This is a genomic window from Nonomuraea guangzhouensis (genome assembly GCF_019396345.1).
Lineage (GTDB): Bacteria > Actinomycetota > Actinomycetes > Streptosporangiales > Streptosporangiaceae > Nonomuraea > Nonomuraea guangzhouensis.
Genome location: NZ_JAHKRM010000019.1, coordinates 209921 through 225474 on the forward strand (window position 1 = coordinate 209921; position 15554 = coordinate 225474).

A 15554-nucleotide genomic window follows, 5' to 3' on the forward strand; every position below is an offset into this window, starting at 1 on the left:
TTTTGCGATCTCCCGAGGCGAATAAGCTGGGACGCATGCTTGACGACATCTGGGTGGACGAGGCGGTCTTCGCCCTGCGTCCCGACTTCGCGGTGCTGGTCATGACGGCGTACGACCTGCGCAACGGGCCGACCGACGACCGTTCCCGCGCCTGGCTCGCGGAGGCCGCGGAGCAGCCCGTACAGACCGAGAAGATCGACGCGTGGAAGGACGCCTACCGTGCGTTCGGCGCCAAGCCGCAGAAGACCAGGCCCTCCGTCGACGCCCTGACCCGCAGGCTTCCGCTGCCGGAGATCAACCAGGCCGTGGACGCGTACAACTCGATCAGTGTGAAGCACGCGCTGCCGATCGGCGGCGAGGACCTCGACCGCTATGTAGGCCCGGCGCGGCTGCTCAGGGCCGGCGGTGGCGAGGAGTCGGAAGAGGCGCTCGGGCAGCCGGAGCCCGGCGAGGTGATCTGGCGCGACGACCTCGGCGTCACCTGCCGCCGGTGGAACTGGCGCCAGGGGGCGCGCACCCGGCTCACCGAGGAGACCACCAACGCGATCTTCCTCCTGGAGCGGCTGGAGCCGATGTCCCTGGAGGAGCTCAAGGAGGCGGGCGAGGAGCTGGCGGACCTGCTGACCGAGCTGTCCCCTGAGGTGCGGATCACCACAAGAGTGGTATCTGACGGTAAATAAACCTACCGCCTCACTGTTGATACCAAACGGTGATAATTGTGGGACCACCTGGATTGACTAGGGGGTCGTGACCTCTTCGGACTCTCCTGGGAGGATCAGACGAGGCAGCATGGCCTCTCCTGCGCGCGTCACCGAGCAAGACGAGTAACCTTGGACAGGTTCTCTAACATCAACGCCGATCTGCGGAAGAGGGCGATTTCCGCCGTGTCGTCTGAGTCGTCGCGGACAAACCCGCTGGCAAGCTTTGGACAGAACGAGTGGCTTGTCGACGAGCTGTACCAGAAGTACCTCCAAGATCCAGAGTCTGTTGACAAGGCTTGGTGGAACTTCTTCGCTGACTACAACCCTGACTACGGACCGGGCAGAATGCCCGCCAAGGAGGCGGGGAACGGCACTGTGACCGCCCCCTCTCCGGCGGCTCCTGCGAAGGCTGCGCCGACAGCTCCGGTCCCCGTTGCCAAGCCGAAGCAGCCCGCGGCCCCGGTGCCCGCGGGTGCCGAGGAGGTCAAACTGCGCGGTGCCGCCGCACGCACCGCCGCCAACATGGACGCCTCGCTCGCCATCCCGAGCGCGACCAGCGTCCGGGCCATCCCGGCCAAGCTGCTCATCGACAACCGCATCGTGATCAACAATCACCTCAAGCGGGGTCGCGGCGGCAAGGTCTCCTTCACGCACCTGATCGGCTATGCCGTCGTCAAGGCGCTGCGGGCCATGCCGGAGATGAACTTCTCCTACACCGAGGTCGACGGCAAGCCGACCCTGGTCAAGCCGGAGCACGTGGGTCTCGGCCTGGCCATCGACGTCCAGAAGAGCAACGGCGAGCGACAGCTCCTGGTGCCTTCCATCAAGGGCGCCGAGGACATGGACTTCCGGCAGTTCTGGATGGCCTATGAGGAGGTCGTCCGCAAGGCTCGCTCCGGCAAGCTCGGGGTCGACGACTTCACCGGCACCACGATCTCGCTGACCAACCCCGGCACCATCGGCACCGTCCACTCGGTGCCGCGACTGATGCCCGGCCAGGGCACGATCATCGGCGTCGGCGCGATGGAATACCCGGCCGAATACCAGGGCGCCTCACCCGACACGCTCTCGCGACTGGCCGTCTCCAAGGTCATGACGCTGACCAGCACCTATGACCACCGGATCATCCAGGGCGCCCAGTCGGGCGACTTCCTGCGCACGATCCACCGGCAGCTGCTCGGCGAGGACGGCTTCTACGACGAGATCTTCGAGGCGCTGCGGATCCCCTACGAGCCGGTCCGCTGGGTCCAGGACATCTCGACCTCGCACGACGACGACGTGGCCAAGTCCGCTCGGGTGATCGAGCTGATCCACGCCTACCGCGTACGCGGCCACCTGATGGCCGAGACCGACCCGCTGGAGTACAAGCAGCGCAAGCACCCCGACCTCGACATCCAGTCGCACGGCCTGACGCTGTGGGACCTGGAGCGCGAGTTCGCCACCGGCGGCTTCGGCGGCCGGCCGCTGATGAAGCTCCGCGAGATCCTGGGCGTGCTACGCGACTCCTACTGCCGCACGGTAGGCATCGAGTACATGCACATCCAGAACCCCGAGGAGCGGGCCTGGATCCAGGCGCGGGTCGAGAAGCCGCACGCCTCCCCGGCCCGTGACGAGCAGCTCAACATCCTGAGCAGGCTCAACACGGCCGAGGCCTTCGAGACGTTCCTGCAGACGAAGTTCGTCGGGCAGAAGCGCTTCTCGCTGGAGGGCGGCGAGTCCCTGATCCCGCTGCTCGACTCGGTGATCAGCGACGCGGCCGACGAGGACCTCGACGAGGTCGTCATCGGCATGGCCCACCGCGGCCGGCTCAACGTGCTCGCCAACATCGTCGGCAAGTCCTACGGGCAGATCTTCGGCGAGTTCGAGGGCAACATCGACCCGCGCACCGCGCACGGCTCGGGTGACGTGAAATACCACCTGGGCGCGTCGGGCGCGTTCACCGCTCCCAGCGGCAAGACGATCACCGCCTCCGTGGTGGCCAACCCGTCCCACCTGGAAGCGGTCGACCCGGTGCTCGAAGGCGTCGTCCGGGCCAAGCAGGACCTGCTGGAGCGCGGCGAGGAGGGCTTCACGGTCCTGCCGGTGCTCATCCACGGCGACGCGGCCTTCGCCGGCCAGGGCGTCGTGGCCGAGACGCTCAACCTGTCGCAGCTGCGCGGCTACCGCACCGGCGGCACCGTGCACGTGGTGGTCAACAACCAGGTCGGCTTCACGACATCTCCGGCTTCGTCAAGGTCGAGCGTCTACGCGACCGACGTGGCCCGGATGATCCAGGCGCCGATCTTCCACGTCAACGGCGACGACCCCGAGGCCGTGGTCCGCGTGGGCGAGCTGGCCTACGAATACCGCCAGACGTTCCGCAAGGACGTCGTGATCGACCTCATCTGCTACCGCCGCCGCGGCCACAACGAGGGCGACAACCCCGCCTTCACCCAGCCGCTGATGTACGACCTGATCGACGCCAAGCGCTCCACTCGTAAGCTCTACACCGAGGCGCTGATCGGCCGGGGAGACATCACGGTGGAGGAGGCCGAGCAGGCGCTCCGCGACTACCAGGCCAAGCTGGAGCAGGCGTTCACCGAAACCCGTGAAGCGGTGAAGAAGCCGCTGGAGGCCGGTGCGATGCGGGTGCCGCCCGCTGAGGTGATCAAGTGGTCGCACGACGAGACGCCGACCGCGATCACCGACGAGACGCTCAAGCGGATCGTCGACACCCAGCTCAACCTGCCTGAGGGCTTCACGCCGCACCCGCGTCTGGCGCCGGTGCTGCAGCGTCGCGGTCAGGCGGTCGAGCAGGACGCGATCGACTGGAGCATGGGTGAGACGCTGGCCTTCGGCTCGCTGCTCATCGATGGCCACCCGGTCCGCGTGGTCGGCCAGGACACCCGGCGGGGCACGTTCACCCAGCGCCACGCGGTGCTGGTCGACCGGGTCACCGGCGAGGACCACACCCCGCTCAAGGTCTTCAACCAGGGCACCACGAAGTTCTACATCTACGACTCGCTGCTCAGCGAGTTCGCGGCGCTGGGCTTCGAGTACGGCTACAGCGTCGTGCGCCCCGACGCCCTGGTGGCCTGGGAGGCCCAGTTCGGCGACTTCGTCAACGGCGCCCAGACGATCATCGACGAGTTCATCTCGTCCGGTGAGCAGAAGTGGGGCCAGAAGTCGGGTGTCGTGCTGCTGCTGCCGCACGGCCTGGAGGGTCAGGGTCCTGACCACTCCTCGGGCCGCATCGAACGGTTCCTGCAGACCTGCGCGCTCGACAACATGACGGTCGCGCAGCCCTCCACCCCGGCCAACTACTTCCACCTGCTCAGGTGGCAGGTGGAGTCGGGCCGATGCAAGCCGATGGTCGTCTTCACCCCGAAGTCGCTGCTGCGGCACAAGCGGGCCACCTCGAAGGCGTCCGACTTCACCACGGGCACCTTCCAGCCGGTCCTCGGCGACACCGTGGTGGACCCGGGCCAGGTCACCAAGATCGTGCTCTCCTCGGGCAAGATCTACTACGACCTGCTCGACCGGCGCGAGAAGTCGGGCCGTAACGACGTCGCACTGGTCCGTCTGGAGCGGCTCTACCCGTTCCCGGTGGAGGAGCTCGCCGCCGAGCTCTCCCGCTACGGCTCGCAGGCCGAGCTGGTGTGGGCACAGGACGAGCCGATCAACATGGGGCCGTGGCCATACCTCACGCTCAAGCTGGCCGAGGACCCCGGCCTGCTGAGCGGCCGCGCGCTGCGCCGCGTCTCGCGGACCCCCAACAGCTCACCCGCGACCGGCTCACACGCCACGCACGACAACGAGCTCGAGGAGATCTTGAGCGAGCTGTTCGGCTAGATCAGGCATCACCCAGCGAGGCCCCCGCCGTCAGGTGGGGGCCTCGCTGCTAAAATTGGCAGTTACTAGCAGCTAATTAGCTGCTAGTAACTACTAAATTTGGCAGGAACGATGCGGCGGCCACAGGACCCGCCTCCCTGGCGGAAGCTCTGGCTCGAGGCCGACAGTCTCTGGCTGCTCTCGGCGGTCGACTCGGCGGAGCGCTACCTCCCCTGGGACGAGGTCCGGCGACGCACCCCGCCGGCGGGGCTCACGCACGAGCAGTGGTGGCTCGGACTCAAGATGGCCCGGCTGGGCATGCGCCGTGACCTGCCGCTGGTCGACGCCGGCGGCCTGTCGTTCACGTACGCGCTGCCGGATGAGGTCCTTCGTGGAGTCGAGGCGCTCAACCGGGACCTGAGCGGTCGCATCGGCATCCCCGAACCGGTCACCGACCCGCTGACGCGCGACCGCTACCTGGTCAGCTCGCTGATCGAGGAGGCCATCACCTCCAGCCAGCTCGAAGGCGCGGCGACCACCTACCTGGTGGCCAAGGACATGCTCCGCAGCGGCCGGAAACCCCGGACCGTCGACGAGACCATGATCCGTAACAACTACGTCGCCATGCGCCGGATCGGCGAGCTACGCGACGAACCGCTCACCCCCGCCCTGATCTGCGAGATCCAGCGGATCGTCACCGAAGGCACCCTGCGCAACCCGGCGGCGGCCGGGCGCTTCCAGCTCCCGGGCGAGGAGCGCGTGGTCGTCGCCGACACCTACGGCGAGGTCCTCCACACGCCGCCGCCGGCCGAGCAGCTCCCCGAGCGGGTGAGACGGCTCTGCGACTTCGCCAACGGCGTGTCGCAGGCGGCCTACATCCCGCCGGTGATCAGGGCGATCGCCGTGCACTTCATGCTCGCCTACGACCACCCGTTCGAGGACGGCAACGGCAGGACCGCGCGGGCCCTGTTCTACTGGTCGATGCTCAATCAGGACTACTGGCTGACCGAGTTCATCTCCATCTCGCGCATCCTGAAGAACGCCCCCGCCCGCTACGGGCGCAGCTTCCTCCACGTCGAACAGGACGAGAACGACCTCACCTACTTCGTCCTGTGCCAGCTCGGCGTGCTGAGAAGGGCCGTCGACGATCTCCACGCCTACCTCGGCAGGAAGGCCGAGCAGGCCCGTGAGGTGCGGGCGAGTCTGGCCAGAGGGCGGACCGGGGCGTTCAACGGCCGCCAGATCGCCCTGCTGACGCATGCCGGCAGCCATCCCGTGGCCGAGTACACCGTCGCCGGTCATGCGGCCAGCCACCAGGTCGTCCTGCAGACGGCCCGGACCGACCTACGCGATCTCGAGCAGCGCGGACTCCTGACTAAAGTCAGACGTGGGCGTGCCGACGCCTGGATCCCAGCCGACGACCTGACGTCGCGGCTGCGCAATCAATGAATGGGAGCACGATGTACTTCACCGACCGGGGGATCGAGGAGCTGGTCGAGCGGCGTGGCGAGGAAGAGGTCAGCCTGCTGTGGCTGGGTGAGCGGCTGCGTGAGTTCGTCGATCTGAACCCCGAGTTCGAGACCCCGATCGAGCGCCTGGCCACCTGGCTGGCCCGGCTCGACGACGAGGACGACTGACGCGACATACCCATCACCCGCCAGACGCGATACATCTTGAGTTTTCGACAGACGCGACATATCGTGTCTCATGTGCAGACGTGTCGGCAGAAGGGGTGGGGATCATGCAGCAGTGGGCGATCGAGGGGCCGGAGCAGCTCACGTTCGGTTCAGTGACCGCGCTCGACGTGCGGATCGTCGCCGGACGGGTGGACGTGCTGGCCAGCGACGGGCCACCGACGCTGGAGGTGGCCGAGATCGACTCCGCGCCACTGATCGTGACCTACGACGAGGAGAGCGGGGAGTTGAGCGTCGCCTACAAGGACCTCACCTGGGACGGGTTACTCGGCTGGCTGCGGCGTGACCGGCGCAAGAGCGTCCTGACGCTCACGGTGCCCAAGAGGTGCACCATCAACACCGGAGTCGTCTCCGCCTCGGCGGTCGTGGCCGGGTTCGAGAAGACGACCCAGGTCAGGAGCGTCTCCGGGGACATCGTGCTCGACGGTGTGAGCGGCGACGTGAGCGCCACCACCGTCTCCGGCGACGTCGAGTGCCGGGCGATGGACGGCGACCTGACGTTCACGAGCGCCTCAGGTGAGCTCACAGTCGCCGACGGAACGCCGCGCCGGCTCAGGGCCAACACCGTGTCCGGGCGGATCACCGCCGACTTGGAGCTGCGCCCGACCGGATATGTGACCTTTCACAGCGTGTCCGGTGACATCCTGGTCAGGCTGCCCGAGAACGTGGAGGCGGACGTCAGCATGAGGTCCACCTCCGGCAGGCTGGTCAGCACATTCGAAAACCTGTCAGACGCGAGCCGCCCAGGTGCCAAGTCGATGTCCGGGCGGCTGGGTGGCGGCATGGCCTCGGTGTCGGCGACGACGGTCTCCGGCGAGGTCACGCTGCTCAAGGGAGAGAAGCGATGAGCCCTGTCTTCGGTCACGGCCGGCTCCGGCTGTACCTGCTGAAGCTGCTGGAGGAGAGCCCGCGGCACGGCTACGAGGTCATCCGCCTGCTGCAGGACCGCTTCCTCGGCGTTTACTCGCCCTCCCCCGGCACGATCTACCCGCGCCTGGCCCGCCTGGAGGAGGAAGGGCTGGTGACGCACGAGGTGGTCGAGGGCAAGAAGGTGTTCTCGATCACCGACAGGGGCCGCGACGAGCTCAACGCCCGCCTCGACGAGCTCGACGACCTGGAGCAGGAGATCTCCGCCTCGGTGCGCGACATCGCGCGCGAGGTGAAGGAGGACGTCCGCGACACGGTCAAGTCGCTGCGCGACGAGCTCACCAGGATGGCCAAGGACGTCCGCACCGGCGCCGTCGACGACCCCAAGCGCATGCGCGATCAGCAGAAGGAGAACCTCAAGCGGCTCAAGGAGCAGCAGAAGCGCCAGTGGATGGAGCACGCCACGCACTGGCAGGACCACGGCGAGCGGCTCGGCGGCGAGTGGCGCAGGATCTGGTCCGAGGTCTGGAGCACGCTGGGCGGCGCATCGCCCAGCCGCGCCGAGCTGGACGCCGAGCTGGGCGAGCGCCTGGCCGACTTCGTCGCCCAGGTACGCCGCGAGGCGTCGGCCGCCCCGCTCACCCGCAAGGCCATCGACGAGGTACGCGCCACGCTCGACGAGGCCGCCCGGCAGATCCGCGACTCCCTGAAGCCATGATCATGATCAGGTGGGGCCGGCAGCTATGCCCAGCGAAGAGCCCGTTCCAGGCCCCGCAGCCGCCGGGCGGCCTTCCGCGCGTGATAGGGCATCGGCATATACCTCAACCGCTCCGGCAGCCGCGGGACGAGCATCGCCACCGCCCGCCCGAGGTGCCGCAGCCGCCGCTCGTCCCGCGCCGACCAGGGTAGATCCAGCTTCTCCCGTACGGCGGGCGGCAGCGTCCCCACGGTCACGAAGTAGTTGACCTCCCCCGACCCGGCGCCCACCGGCGCCCAGAGCGGCCGCAGCGGCCGGGGCAGCCCGGGCGGCATCGGGGTCCCCCGCATGACGGTGAGCACGTCGAGCGCCGTCGGATGCGGTTCCAGCCGATCGGCCACCATCTCGTCGAAGTAGGACCAGAACTCCTCGACGGTCGGCGGCATCTCCCGCTCCGGCACCCGCAGGATCGCGCCGAGCTGCCGGGTCTCCGCGTAGAGCCGGCGTTCACCGTCTTCGGTGTAGGGGGTGCCGAAGTAGCGGTTGAGGGTGACGAAGCGCTCGAACAGCGACAGGTGCACCCAGGCCCAGGCCGCACCGTTCAGCGCGTGGTAGCACCTGCCCTGCTCGTCCACCCCGCTGATCGGCTTGTGCAGCTCCCGCAGCCGCGCACCCTCGGCCAGGCCGTCGGCTCCGCCGTACACCCAGGTGTGGATCGAGGCGAGCGTGCGGTTGAGCCGGCCCCACGGGTCCTGCTTGTACACGGAGTGCTCGGCGACGGCCGCGCCCACCGCCGGGTGCATGGTCTGGAGGACCAGCGCGCTGCCCGCCACGAGCAGGTTGCGGTATTCACCGGCGGTTTCCCAGTGCAACGAGCCTGGGGCGAACGGCTCGACGTCCATGACGGTGCCTCCCGGGGTGATACAACCTCACCTTCTTTGTATCACCCCAAGTGCACATAAGTAACCCTTCACTTATTCATCGGGTAAAGACGATTTTTCCGAAAATGTCACCATCGGCTAGGGCGGCGAAGCCGTCACGGGCGTCCGACAGTGGCATCGTCCTGTCGATGACCGGCCGCAGCCCGGTCTGCTCCAGGAACACGGCCAGCCGCTGGAGCTGGTCGCGCGTGCCCATCGTGGAGCCGATCACCGAGAGCTGCAGGAAGAACACCCGGTTCAGGTCGGCGGGCGGGACCGCGCCGCTGGTGGCGCCGCAGACCACGATGCGCCCGCCGGGCTTGAGCGACTTGAGCGAATGGTCCCAGGTGGCCTGGCCGACGGTCTCCATAACGGCGTCGACCCGCTCGGGCAGCCGCGCGCCGGGCTCGAAGACCTGGTCGGCGCCGAGCTTCACGGCCTGCTCCCGCTTGGCGGCCGAGCGGCTGGTCGCCCAGACCCGGTAGCCACCCGCCCGGCCGAGCGCGATCAGCGCGGTGGCCACCCCGCCGCCCGCCCCCTGCACGAGCACGGTGGAGCCGGGCTCGAGACCCGCCTTGTCGAACAGCATGCGGTAAGCGGTCAGCCAGGCCGTGGGCAGGCAGGCGGCCTCCTCGAAGGTGAGCGCGGCCGGCTTGGGCACCAGGTTGCGACGCGGCACGGCGACCCGCTCGGCGAACGTGCCGTCGTGAACCTCCGACAGCAGCGAACGCTTCGGGTCGAGCGTCTCGTCGGCACCGGAGCCGATCACCGCGTGCACGATGACCTCGTTGCCGTCGGCGTCCACTCCGGCCGCGTCGCAGCCGAGCACGATCGGCAGCCGGTCCTGCCTGATGCCCACGCCTTTGAGCGTCCACAGGTCGTGATGGTTGAGTGCGGTCGCCCGTACCGTGACGGTCGTCCAGCCATCCGGGACCTGCGGCTCCGGATGCTCGCCGAGCGTCAGCCCGGCGAGAGGGTTGTCGGGATCGGTCTGTGTGGCGGTTACGGCGAACATGGCCGCACCTTACTTCAGCGTGATCCGGATCCCGGCGATGGCGTGCTCGATGAAATAACGCGAGCCCGAGGCGGCGATCTGCACGTCACCCCTGCACACGACCTGGGCGGGCCGGCCACGGCCGTCGACCGCCGACGGTGTCCTTGCGGCCTTCTGGCAGTCGGGGGTGGGAATGAGCGCGACCATGTCGCCGACGCCACCACCGAACCAGAGCTGCGGCCCGACCGGGTCGCCCCGGGCCGTCTCGCCGGGCTCCGCCAGGCGGATCGCGTCTCCGCTGCCGCTCAGAACGAGGTAGCCGTCCTTGCCGACCTTCCCGCGCAGGCTCTTGGCCGCCGCCAGTCGCTCCTCGAAGGTCAGCCCCTCGGGCAGGTCGTTCATCGCCAGCCGCCACTTGCCGAACGCGAACATCAGCACCTGCCCGTTCGGTCCGCCGCCGGGCAGGCGCGGCCAGAGGGTGACGTTCGGGGTGAGGTTCCTGATCGGCAGGCCGCCCCTGGAGATCTCCATCTCACCGCCGTAGGGGGCGTAGAGCCCGCGATAGTGACCCGCCACCCAGGCGCCCACGAACGGGCGCGCGCCCAGCTCGTTGAGCCGCAGCACGGCGGGGTAGCGGACATCCGCGTGCCGCCCGTCGGGGAACACCACCGGGATGACCTCGTCGCCGCCCTTGACCTTGGCCGGCGCGCGTACGACATTGGGCGCGCCCTCGATCCTGGTCAACGACCGGATGGGCCCGGGCACCGGCACGGCGCTCGGCAGTGGCACCTGCCCCGGCTCGGGGTCGCGACTCGCGAGCAGGCTGACGACGCAGATCGCCAGCAACGCCAGCACCACCCCGATCCCGATCCACCGACGCCGGCCACGCTGGCCTGCCTCGATGACGTCGAACTGATCGACCACGGTGATCCCCTGCCGAGTAGTGCGGCTGGCGTATCCGCCCTCAGTTCAGTTGAGCGGGTGCCGCCAGCGCAAGCCCTGGAACTTGGCGAAATCGGCGTCGCAGGTCACGAATTCACAACCGTGCTCGATGGCCAGTGCGGCGAGGTACGTATCGGGGACAAGGTTCCCCTTCGCCCCCCTTTGGCTGCCCAGCCGGGTGAAGATCTCCCAGTGCCTGTCCTTGCCGTCGATCAGGACGGCATGCGACTGGTTGCGGTAGGACTGCGCGAACTCCACAGCACGGTCGAGCGGATCGGGGTCGAGGTAGATCCTGCGGTTGGTCACTACCCGGATGAAGCCGTTGACGACGAAGTCGCTGACCGCGTAGCTCGAATCGCCATTGATCATCTCGTCGACGAAGGCCAGGTAACGCTTCTGGTCGGGGACCTCGTGCCGGAACGCGTTGACGAGAACATTGGTGTCAGCGAGCAGCATCGGGCACCTCCAGCTCGAAGTCGAGGTCGTACATGATGTGCTCGAGCTTCTCGCCCGCATCGAGCCTTCGCTGGACGTCCGGCTGGTAACCCGGCCGCGCGCGGGAGGTGATCAGCTCCACTCGGGGCCGCTCGGCCGCCTCCGTGGAGCGGTTGAGTAGTTGTCGCAAGGCATCCTCCATCACCGAGGTGAGACTGCGTCCGTTTCGTGCCGCGTACGCCTTGGCCTCGTTGAGGAGTGCGTCGTCGATCCGCACCGTGGTCCTCCGCATGACACCAGCGTCCGCCGCTGACATAAAAATGTCAACAGCAGATAGTAGTCGCGCGATCACAATCCTTGCACAGTTTTTAATCTCACCACCGCGCCACATTGACCTTCCCGTCGGACACCAGCCGCACCCGCCGGCCGACCAGTTCCCTGGACATCGCGTCCGCCAGGAGTTCCTCCTCCAGCACGTGAGCATGGGCCCGGCCCCCGCCGGGCAGGTCGACGACGAGGATGCCCTTCTCCGCGACACCGTCGCGGCCATGCGCCACCGTGTAGCCGGCCACCGTGGCGGGGCCGTCGTACAGGGCGACGATCTCCACCGGATCGGCGGTGAAGACGGGCGTCGCATCGCCCAGCGTGCCGCCCGGGTCCGTGGACCAGATCGCGTACGTGTGCTTGGTCAGGTGCATGCCGACGCCCGTCACCAGCCCATGGCCCTGCTGGGCGCGCAGCAGCCCCGCCATGGTGGCCGTCGAGTGCAGGACGTAGTCGCTGGAGGGACCGCCCGCGTACGGCAGGCCGCCGGTGACCGTCAGGCCGCGCCGGTCGAGCGGGTCCAGCTTGATCGCGTCGCACGCCTGCCGCAGCGCGATCGCGAAGCAGCTGTAGAGGTCGAGCGCGTGAATGTCGTCCAGGCCCAGCCCGGCCCGCGCGAACGCGGCCTCGGCGGTGCGCCCGATGGCCTGCGAGGCGCCGAGCGCGGGCCGGGCCGCCACCTCCCACGTGTCCTCGCCGTAGGCCCATCCGCGCAGGTAGACCCGCTGGTCGTCCGGTACGCCGAGCCGGTCGGCGAGTCCGGCCGACACCAGGACGACGGCCGCGGCCTGGTCGACCTCCCCCACGGCCACGGTGTCGCGGGTGTACGGCCAGCCGATGAAGCGGTGGCCGGTGGCCAGTTCCTCCGGGGTGCGGGGGGTACGCCGCCAGGCGTGTGGGTTCGCGGCGGCGACCTCGGTCATCGGCGCCATCATCCGCCCCCGGTCCACCATTTCCTCATTTATCGACATACCGAGGGACGCGCGGCGGGCGGTCTCCATGATCGCGTAGGTGTGGAGCGGCAGGAACAGGTCGTGGGCCAGCTCCGCCGGGTGCGGCGGTCGGTCCCAGCCGTAGGGCGGCTTGGGGTCGGCCGGATGGCTCCATGCCACATGCTCGCCCGCCTGCCGGTAGGCCCGGCGCGTGGCCAGCGCCTCGGCGCCGGCGATCAGGGCCGAGTCGAGCTCCCCCGCCGCGATCCTGCCCGCGGCCTCACCGATGAGCAGCTGCGGTGCCGTACCGCTGACCCTGGAGTACGCCCGGTGCCGGGGCGCGGCGCCCAGGCGGTCGGCGAGCCGGCCGACCGGGGAGTCGTACTGCCAGGAGTCGGTGTAGACGAGCTGGATCGAGTCGAGCCGCTCGACCGGCAGCCGCGCCTCGCGAGCCGCCTCGCGCGCGACGTGCTCCCACAGGTCGAGTGGTTCCGGGCCCGGCTGCTCGCGAACGGTGCGCTGGGCCGTGCCGATGAGACAGGGGGTGCGTGGATCCATGCCACCCATCTAACCAGAATAACATTCGGTTGATAAGTAGTGGCTTTTGATAATCACTGTTACCGGTGATGTCGGAGGAAATATACACGCACTCCCACCTGCGGAAATGCCTTCTCGGAATATATGCGGTCTGGTTATTTCCATAACAGAACGGGACCGGGCCAGACTTTTTCGTACCGCTTCGCGGCTGCCGGGTCGCGCCATTCATTAGCGTGCCGAGCGTTTTCCTGGCCCATCGGGGCGCCGCACCCTGCTCTGGGCCGCCGAGAACCAAGAGGAGCTTCATGTATTCCCGAGCAAGGCGCATCACGATCCCGCTCGCCGGTCTGCCGGCCATCGGCCTGGCCGCGGGGATGTTCGGCGGCACCGCCGCCGGCGCGACCCCACCCTCCGACGTCGTGTCCAAGAACGCGACCACTCCCGCGGAGCAGGCGGTCCGGTTCTGGACGCCCGACCGCGTCAAGCTGGCGGCCGACCACGACACGAACCTCGACGCCCGGTCCAACGGCGTCAAGGGCGGCAACTCCACCCCCGACGGCCCGCCCGGATCCATCCCCCCGATCGGCGGGGAGAAGACCAAGCCCGTCAAGAGCAAGCAGGTCAACCTACCCAACACGGTCGGACGCGTGTTCTTCACACTGCCAGGATCGAACCCGGCGAAACCGGCGAGCTGGCGGCACTGCTCGGCCAGTTCCGTACAGGGCAAATACCGCAAACCTGGTGGCCACCTCGGCCCACTGCGTCTACGACACCAGGAAGGACGCCTTCTACGACAACTGGATCTTCATCCCGTCGTACTGGGACGGCGACAACGCCTGGGAGGGCAAGGCGCCCTACGGCATCTACGCCGCCAAGACGTTCAACGCGCATGACGACTTCGTGGTGAAGGAGGACCACGACTACGACTACGCGTTCGTCAACGTCTACAACGGCATCAAGGTCACGTGGGAGAAGGTCAACGGCAAGTGGCAGTGGACGCGGAAGAACGACGGCCGCCGAAGTGGTGCTACGGCAGGACGGCTCCGATGCCCGCCGCGCCGGAAGTACAACCTGCAGGAGCACATCGGCCTCAAGTGCGCCTTCACCGCCGGCGCCAGCGGTGGACCGCTCCTGTACAGCTACAGGAGCTCGACCCGCACCGGATACCTGATCGGCGTCAACAGCGTCGCGTGGGACACCGACGGCAACGACCGCTACGACCACGTCTCGTCGCCGTACTTCAACACGGACACCTACAAGGTCTACAAGGCCGCCGCGAACCGGTGGACCGGCAACATGCCGTAAGCAGGGGCCCCGGCCGCTCCTCCGGCCGGGGCCTTCTCGCACTCGTGCACTGATCAAGAAAGGCACTCGGGAAAAGCCGGGTGGACATCGAAGTCGCGTCATGTACTATGCCTGTGACGTGCGGAAACGACCTTCACATGAGATCGGGGCCGCAATCCGGATGGCGCCCTTGACGCACTCCTTATGAGGTACAAGTCACGCTTGATCTGATAACGAATCGCCATCCGTGCTGCAATACAGTGAGTGATCTGGAAAAATCCATCGTTACACCCCCAGAACGACTAACCCCCAAAGGCAAGGCATTTCCATGATCCCCCGGGTCCGGCACCTGGTAGCGGCTGCCCTCAGCGCGCTGCTGCTGCTGCCTGCCCTCGTGGGGACCGCCTCGGCCTCGGCCAACAGCCGCGTCTACTCGGTCACGCTGGCCAAGACGGTGGCGGACATGAAGAAGGTCGCCGCCTACTGGCAGCCCGACCGGCTCAAGAAGGCCGACAACTACAGCCCCGCCACGCCGGCCTCGCAGTCCTCGCCCACCGCCACGGCGGCGGCCGGGGCGAGTCAGATCGTCACGCTGAAGCGCCCGCAGGGCCCGCTGAGCGTCGCACCTGTCCTCCCGCGCAACAGCACGGCCGCCAAGACCATGGGCAAGGTCTTCTTCCGCTTCGGCGACAAGGAGTACTGGTGCTCGGCCAGCGCGGTCGCGGCCAAGAACCGCAGCGTGGTGGCCACCGCCGGGCACTGCGCGTACGACTCGCGCCAGGCCAGGCCCGCCGATTACTGGATCTTCGTCCCCAACCCGGGTCCCGGCGGGGAGACGCCTGACGGCATCTACGTCGGCGCCGCGATCAGCATGCACGAGGACTGGCCGGGCAAGGGCGACTACGACTTCGACTACGCCTTCGTCACCGTGCACCGCGGCTTCAAGTGGGTGGAGAAGAACGGCCAGCTCGCGATGCAGGACGTCGGCCGCCTGCAGGACAACGTCGGCGGGCAGGGCCTGACGATCGGCAAGGGACTGGCCATCTCGATCTCCGCCTTCGGCTACCCGGCGGGCCCACAGCCCGACGGCACCCGGCCGTTCGACGGCAAGACGCTGAAGGCGTGCTCGGGCACCACGAGACGCACCGTGGCCCCCAGTCTCGACCTGCAGTACGGCGTGCAGCTCCAGCCGTGCGAGTTCAGCGCCGGCGCCAGCGGCGGCCCCTGGCTGATCAACTACCAGCCCGTCCAGAAGGTCGGATACCTCAACGGGATCAACAGTCTGACCTGGAACAGAGACGCCAAGGGCGGCTACGACGCGGTGTCCTCGCCCACCTTCAACACCACGACCGGCGACGTCTACCGACGCGCCGCAGCGCTCACAACACCGCAAAATGTGACGTAAGTTACACGTACC

Annotated in this window: 14 protein-coding genes; 8 read left to right on the forward strand and 6 right to left on the reverse strand. The window is 68.1% G+C overall.

The window, feature by feature from the left end; translation table 11 throughout:
- Positions 1-35: 35 nt before the first annotated feature.
- From KME78_RS35705 to KME78_RS35730, 6 genes are all read left to right on the forward strand, one after another.
- Positions 36-680, forward strand: coding sequence for a B3/B4 domain-containing protein (locus KME78_RS35705; protein ID WP_219533845.1), 645 nt, complete (start codon positions 36-38; stop codon positions 678-680).
- Positions 681-884: 204 nt separating this feature from the next.
- Positions 885-4532 (forward strand): multifunctional oxoglutarate decarboxylase/oxoglutarate dehydrogenase thiamine pyrophosphate-binding subunit/dihydrolipoyllysine-residue succinyltransferase subunit, encoded by a 3648-nt coding sequence (locus KME78_RS35710; protein WP_219533846.1) that lies wholly within the window; start codon positions 885-887, stop codon positions 4530-4532.
- 111 nt (positions 4533-4643) lie between these two features.
- The gene (locus tag KME78_RS35715; RefSeq protein WP_219533847.1) at positions 4644-5960 is read left to right on the forward strand and encodes a Fic family protein; all 1317 of its coding nucleotides are present in this window, start codon (positions 4644-4646) and stop codon (positions 5958-5960) included.
- An 11-nt stretch (positions 5961-5971) separates the two neighbouring features.
- On the forward strand, positions 5972-6148 hold the full coding sequence (locus KME78_RS35720; RefSeq protein WP_181308704.1) for a DUF6104 family protein: 177 nt from the start codon (positions 5972-5974) through the stop codon (positions 6146-6148).
- A gap of 104 nt (positions 6149-6252) precedes the next feature.
- Positions 6253-7053, forward strand: a complete 801-nt coding sequence (locus tag KME78_RS35725; protein WP_219533848.1) for a DUF4097 family beta strand repeat-containing protein — start codon at positions 6253-6255, stop codon at positions 7051-7053.
- Complete coding sequence (locus tag KME78_RS35730) at positions 7050-7790, forward strand: PadR family transcriptional regulator (RefSeq protein ID WP_219533849.1); 741 nt, start codon at positions 7050-7052, stop codon at positions 7788-7790. Before KME78_RS35725 ends, KME78_RS35730 begins: the two co-directional genes overlap by 4 nt.
- A gap of 23 nt (positions 7791-7813) precedes the next feature.
- Here KME78_RS35730 and KME78_RS35735 read toward each other — a convergent pair whose 3' ends face one another.
- From KME78_RS35735 to KME78_RS35760, 6 genes are all read right to left on the reverse strand, one after another.
- Positions 7814-8671 carry an oxygenase MpaB family protein gene (locus KME78_RS35735; protein ID WP_219533850.1) on the reverse strand — a complete coding sequence of 286 codons (858 nt, stop codon included), beginning with the start codon at positions 8669-8671 and terminating at the stop codon, positions 7814-7816.
- Between the two features lie 76 nt (positions 8672-8747).
- Entirely contained in the window at positions 8748-9704 is a 957-nt protein-coding gene (locus KME78_RS35740) for a zinc-binding dehydrogenase (RefSeq protein ID WP_219533851.1), read from the reverse strand.
- Between the two features lie 9 nt (positions 9705-9713).
- Entirely contained in the window at positions 9714-10607 is an 894-nt protein-coding gene (locus tag KME78_RS35745; RefSeq protein WP_219533852.1) for a hypothetical protein, read from the reverse strand.
- A 45-nt stretch (positions 10608-10652) separates the two neighbouring features.
- Positions 10653-11081 carry a type II toxin-antitoxin system VapC family toxin gene (locus tag KME78_RS35750; RefSeq protein ID WP_219533853.1) on the reverse strand — a complete coding sequence of 143 codons (429 nt, stop codon included), beginning with the start codon at positions 11079-11081 and terminating at the stop codon, positions 10653-10655.
- The gene (locus tag KME78_RS35755) at positions 11068-11352 is read right to left on the reverse strand and encodes a DUF6364 family protein (protein WP_219533854.1); all 285 of its coding nucleotides are present in this window, start codon (positions 11350-11352) and stop codon (positions 11068-11070) included. The genes KME78_RS35750 and KME78_RS35755 overlap by 14 nt, the downstream gene beginning before the upstream one ends.
- Positions 11353-11434: 82 nt before the next feature.
- Entirely contained in the window at positions 11435-12874 is a 1440-nt protein-coding gene (locus KME78_RS35760) for a TLP1 C-terminal extension domain-containing protein (protein ID WP_219533855.1), read from the reverse strand.
- Between the two features lie 720 nt (positions 12875-13594).
- Between KME78_RS35760 and KME78_RS35765 the strand changes: the two genes are divergently transcribed.
- Positions 13595-14158, forward strand: a complete 564-nt coding sequence (locus KME78_RS35765) for a trypsin-like serine peptidase (RefSeq protein WP_219533856.1) — start codon at positions 13595-13597, stop codon at positions 14156-14158.
- A 307-nt stretch (positions 14159-14465) separates the two neighbouring features.
- Complete coding sequence (locus KME78_RS35770) at positions 14466-15542, forward strand: trypsin-like serine peptidase (RefSeq protein WP_219533857.1); 1077 nt, start codon at positions 14466-14468, stop codon at positions 15540-15542.
- Positions 15543-15554 lie beyond the last annotated feature (12 nt).

Coding starts and splice junctions, on each gene's coding strand:
- KME78_RS35705 (WP_219533845.1), top strand. CDS start 36: ATGCTTGACGACATCTGGGTGGACGAGGCGGTCTTCGCCCTGCGTCCC.
- KME78_RS35715 (WP_219533847.1), top strand. CDS start 4,644: ATGCGGCGGCCACAGGACCCGCCTCCCTGGCGGAAGCTCTGGCTCGAG.
- KME78_RS35720 (WP_181308704.1), top strand. CDS start 5,972: ATGTACTTCACCGACCGGGGGATCGAGGAGCTGGTCGAGCGGCGTGGC.
- KME78_RS35725 (WP_219533848.1), top strand. CDS start 6,253: ATGCAGCAGTGGGCGATCGAGGGGCCGGAGCAGCTCACGTTCGGTTCA.
- KME78_RS35730 (WP_219533849.1), top strand. CDS start 7,050: ATGAGCCCTGTCTTCGGTCACGGCCGGCTCCGGCTGTACCTGCTGAAG.
- KME78_RS35735 (WP_219533850.1), bottom strand. CDS start 8,671: ATGGACGTCGAGCCGTTCGCCCCAGGCTCGTTGCACTGGGAAACCGCC.
- KME78_RS35740 (WP_219533851.1), bottom strand. CDS start 9,704: ATGTTCGCCGTAACCGCCACACAGACCGATCCCGACAACCCTCTCGCC.
- KME78_RS35750 (WP_219533853.1), bottom strand. CDS start 11,081: ATGCTGCTCGCTGACACCAATGTTCTCGTCAACGCGTTCCGGCACGAG.
- KME78_RS35755 (WP_219533854.1), bottom strand. CDS start 11,352: ATGCGGAGGACCACGGTGCGGATCGACGACGCACTCCTCAACGAGGCC.
- KME78_RS35760 (WP_219533855.1), bottom strand. CDS start 12,874: ATGGATCCACGCACCCCCTGTCTCATCGGCACGGCCCAGCGCACCGTT.
- KME78_RS35770 (WP_219533857.1), top strand. CDS start 14,466: ATGATCCCCCGGGTCCGGCACCTGGTAGCGGCTGCCCTCAGCGCGCTG.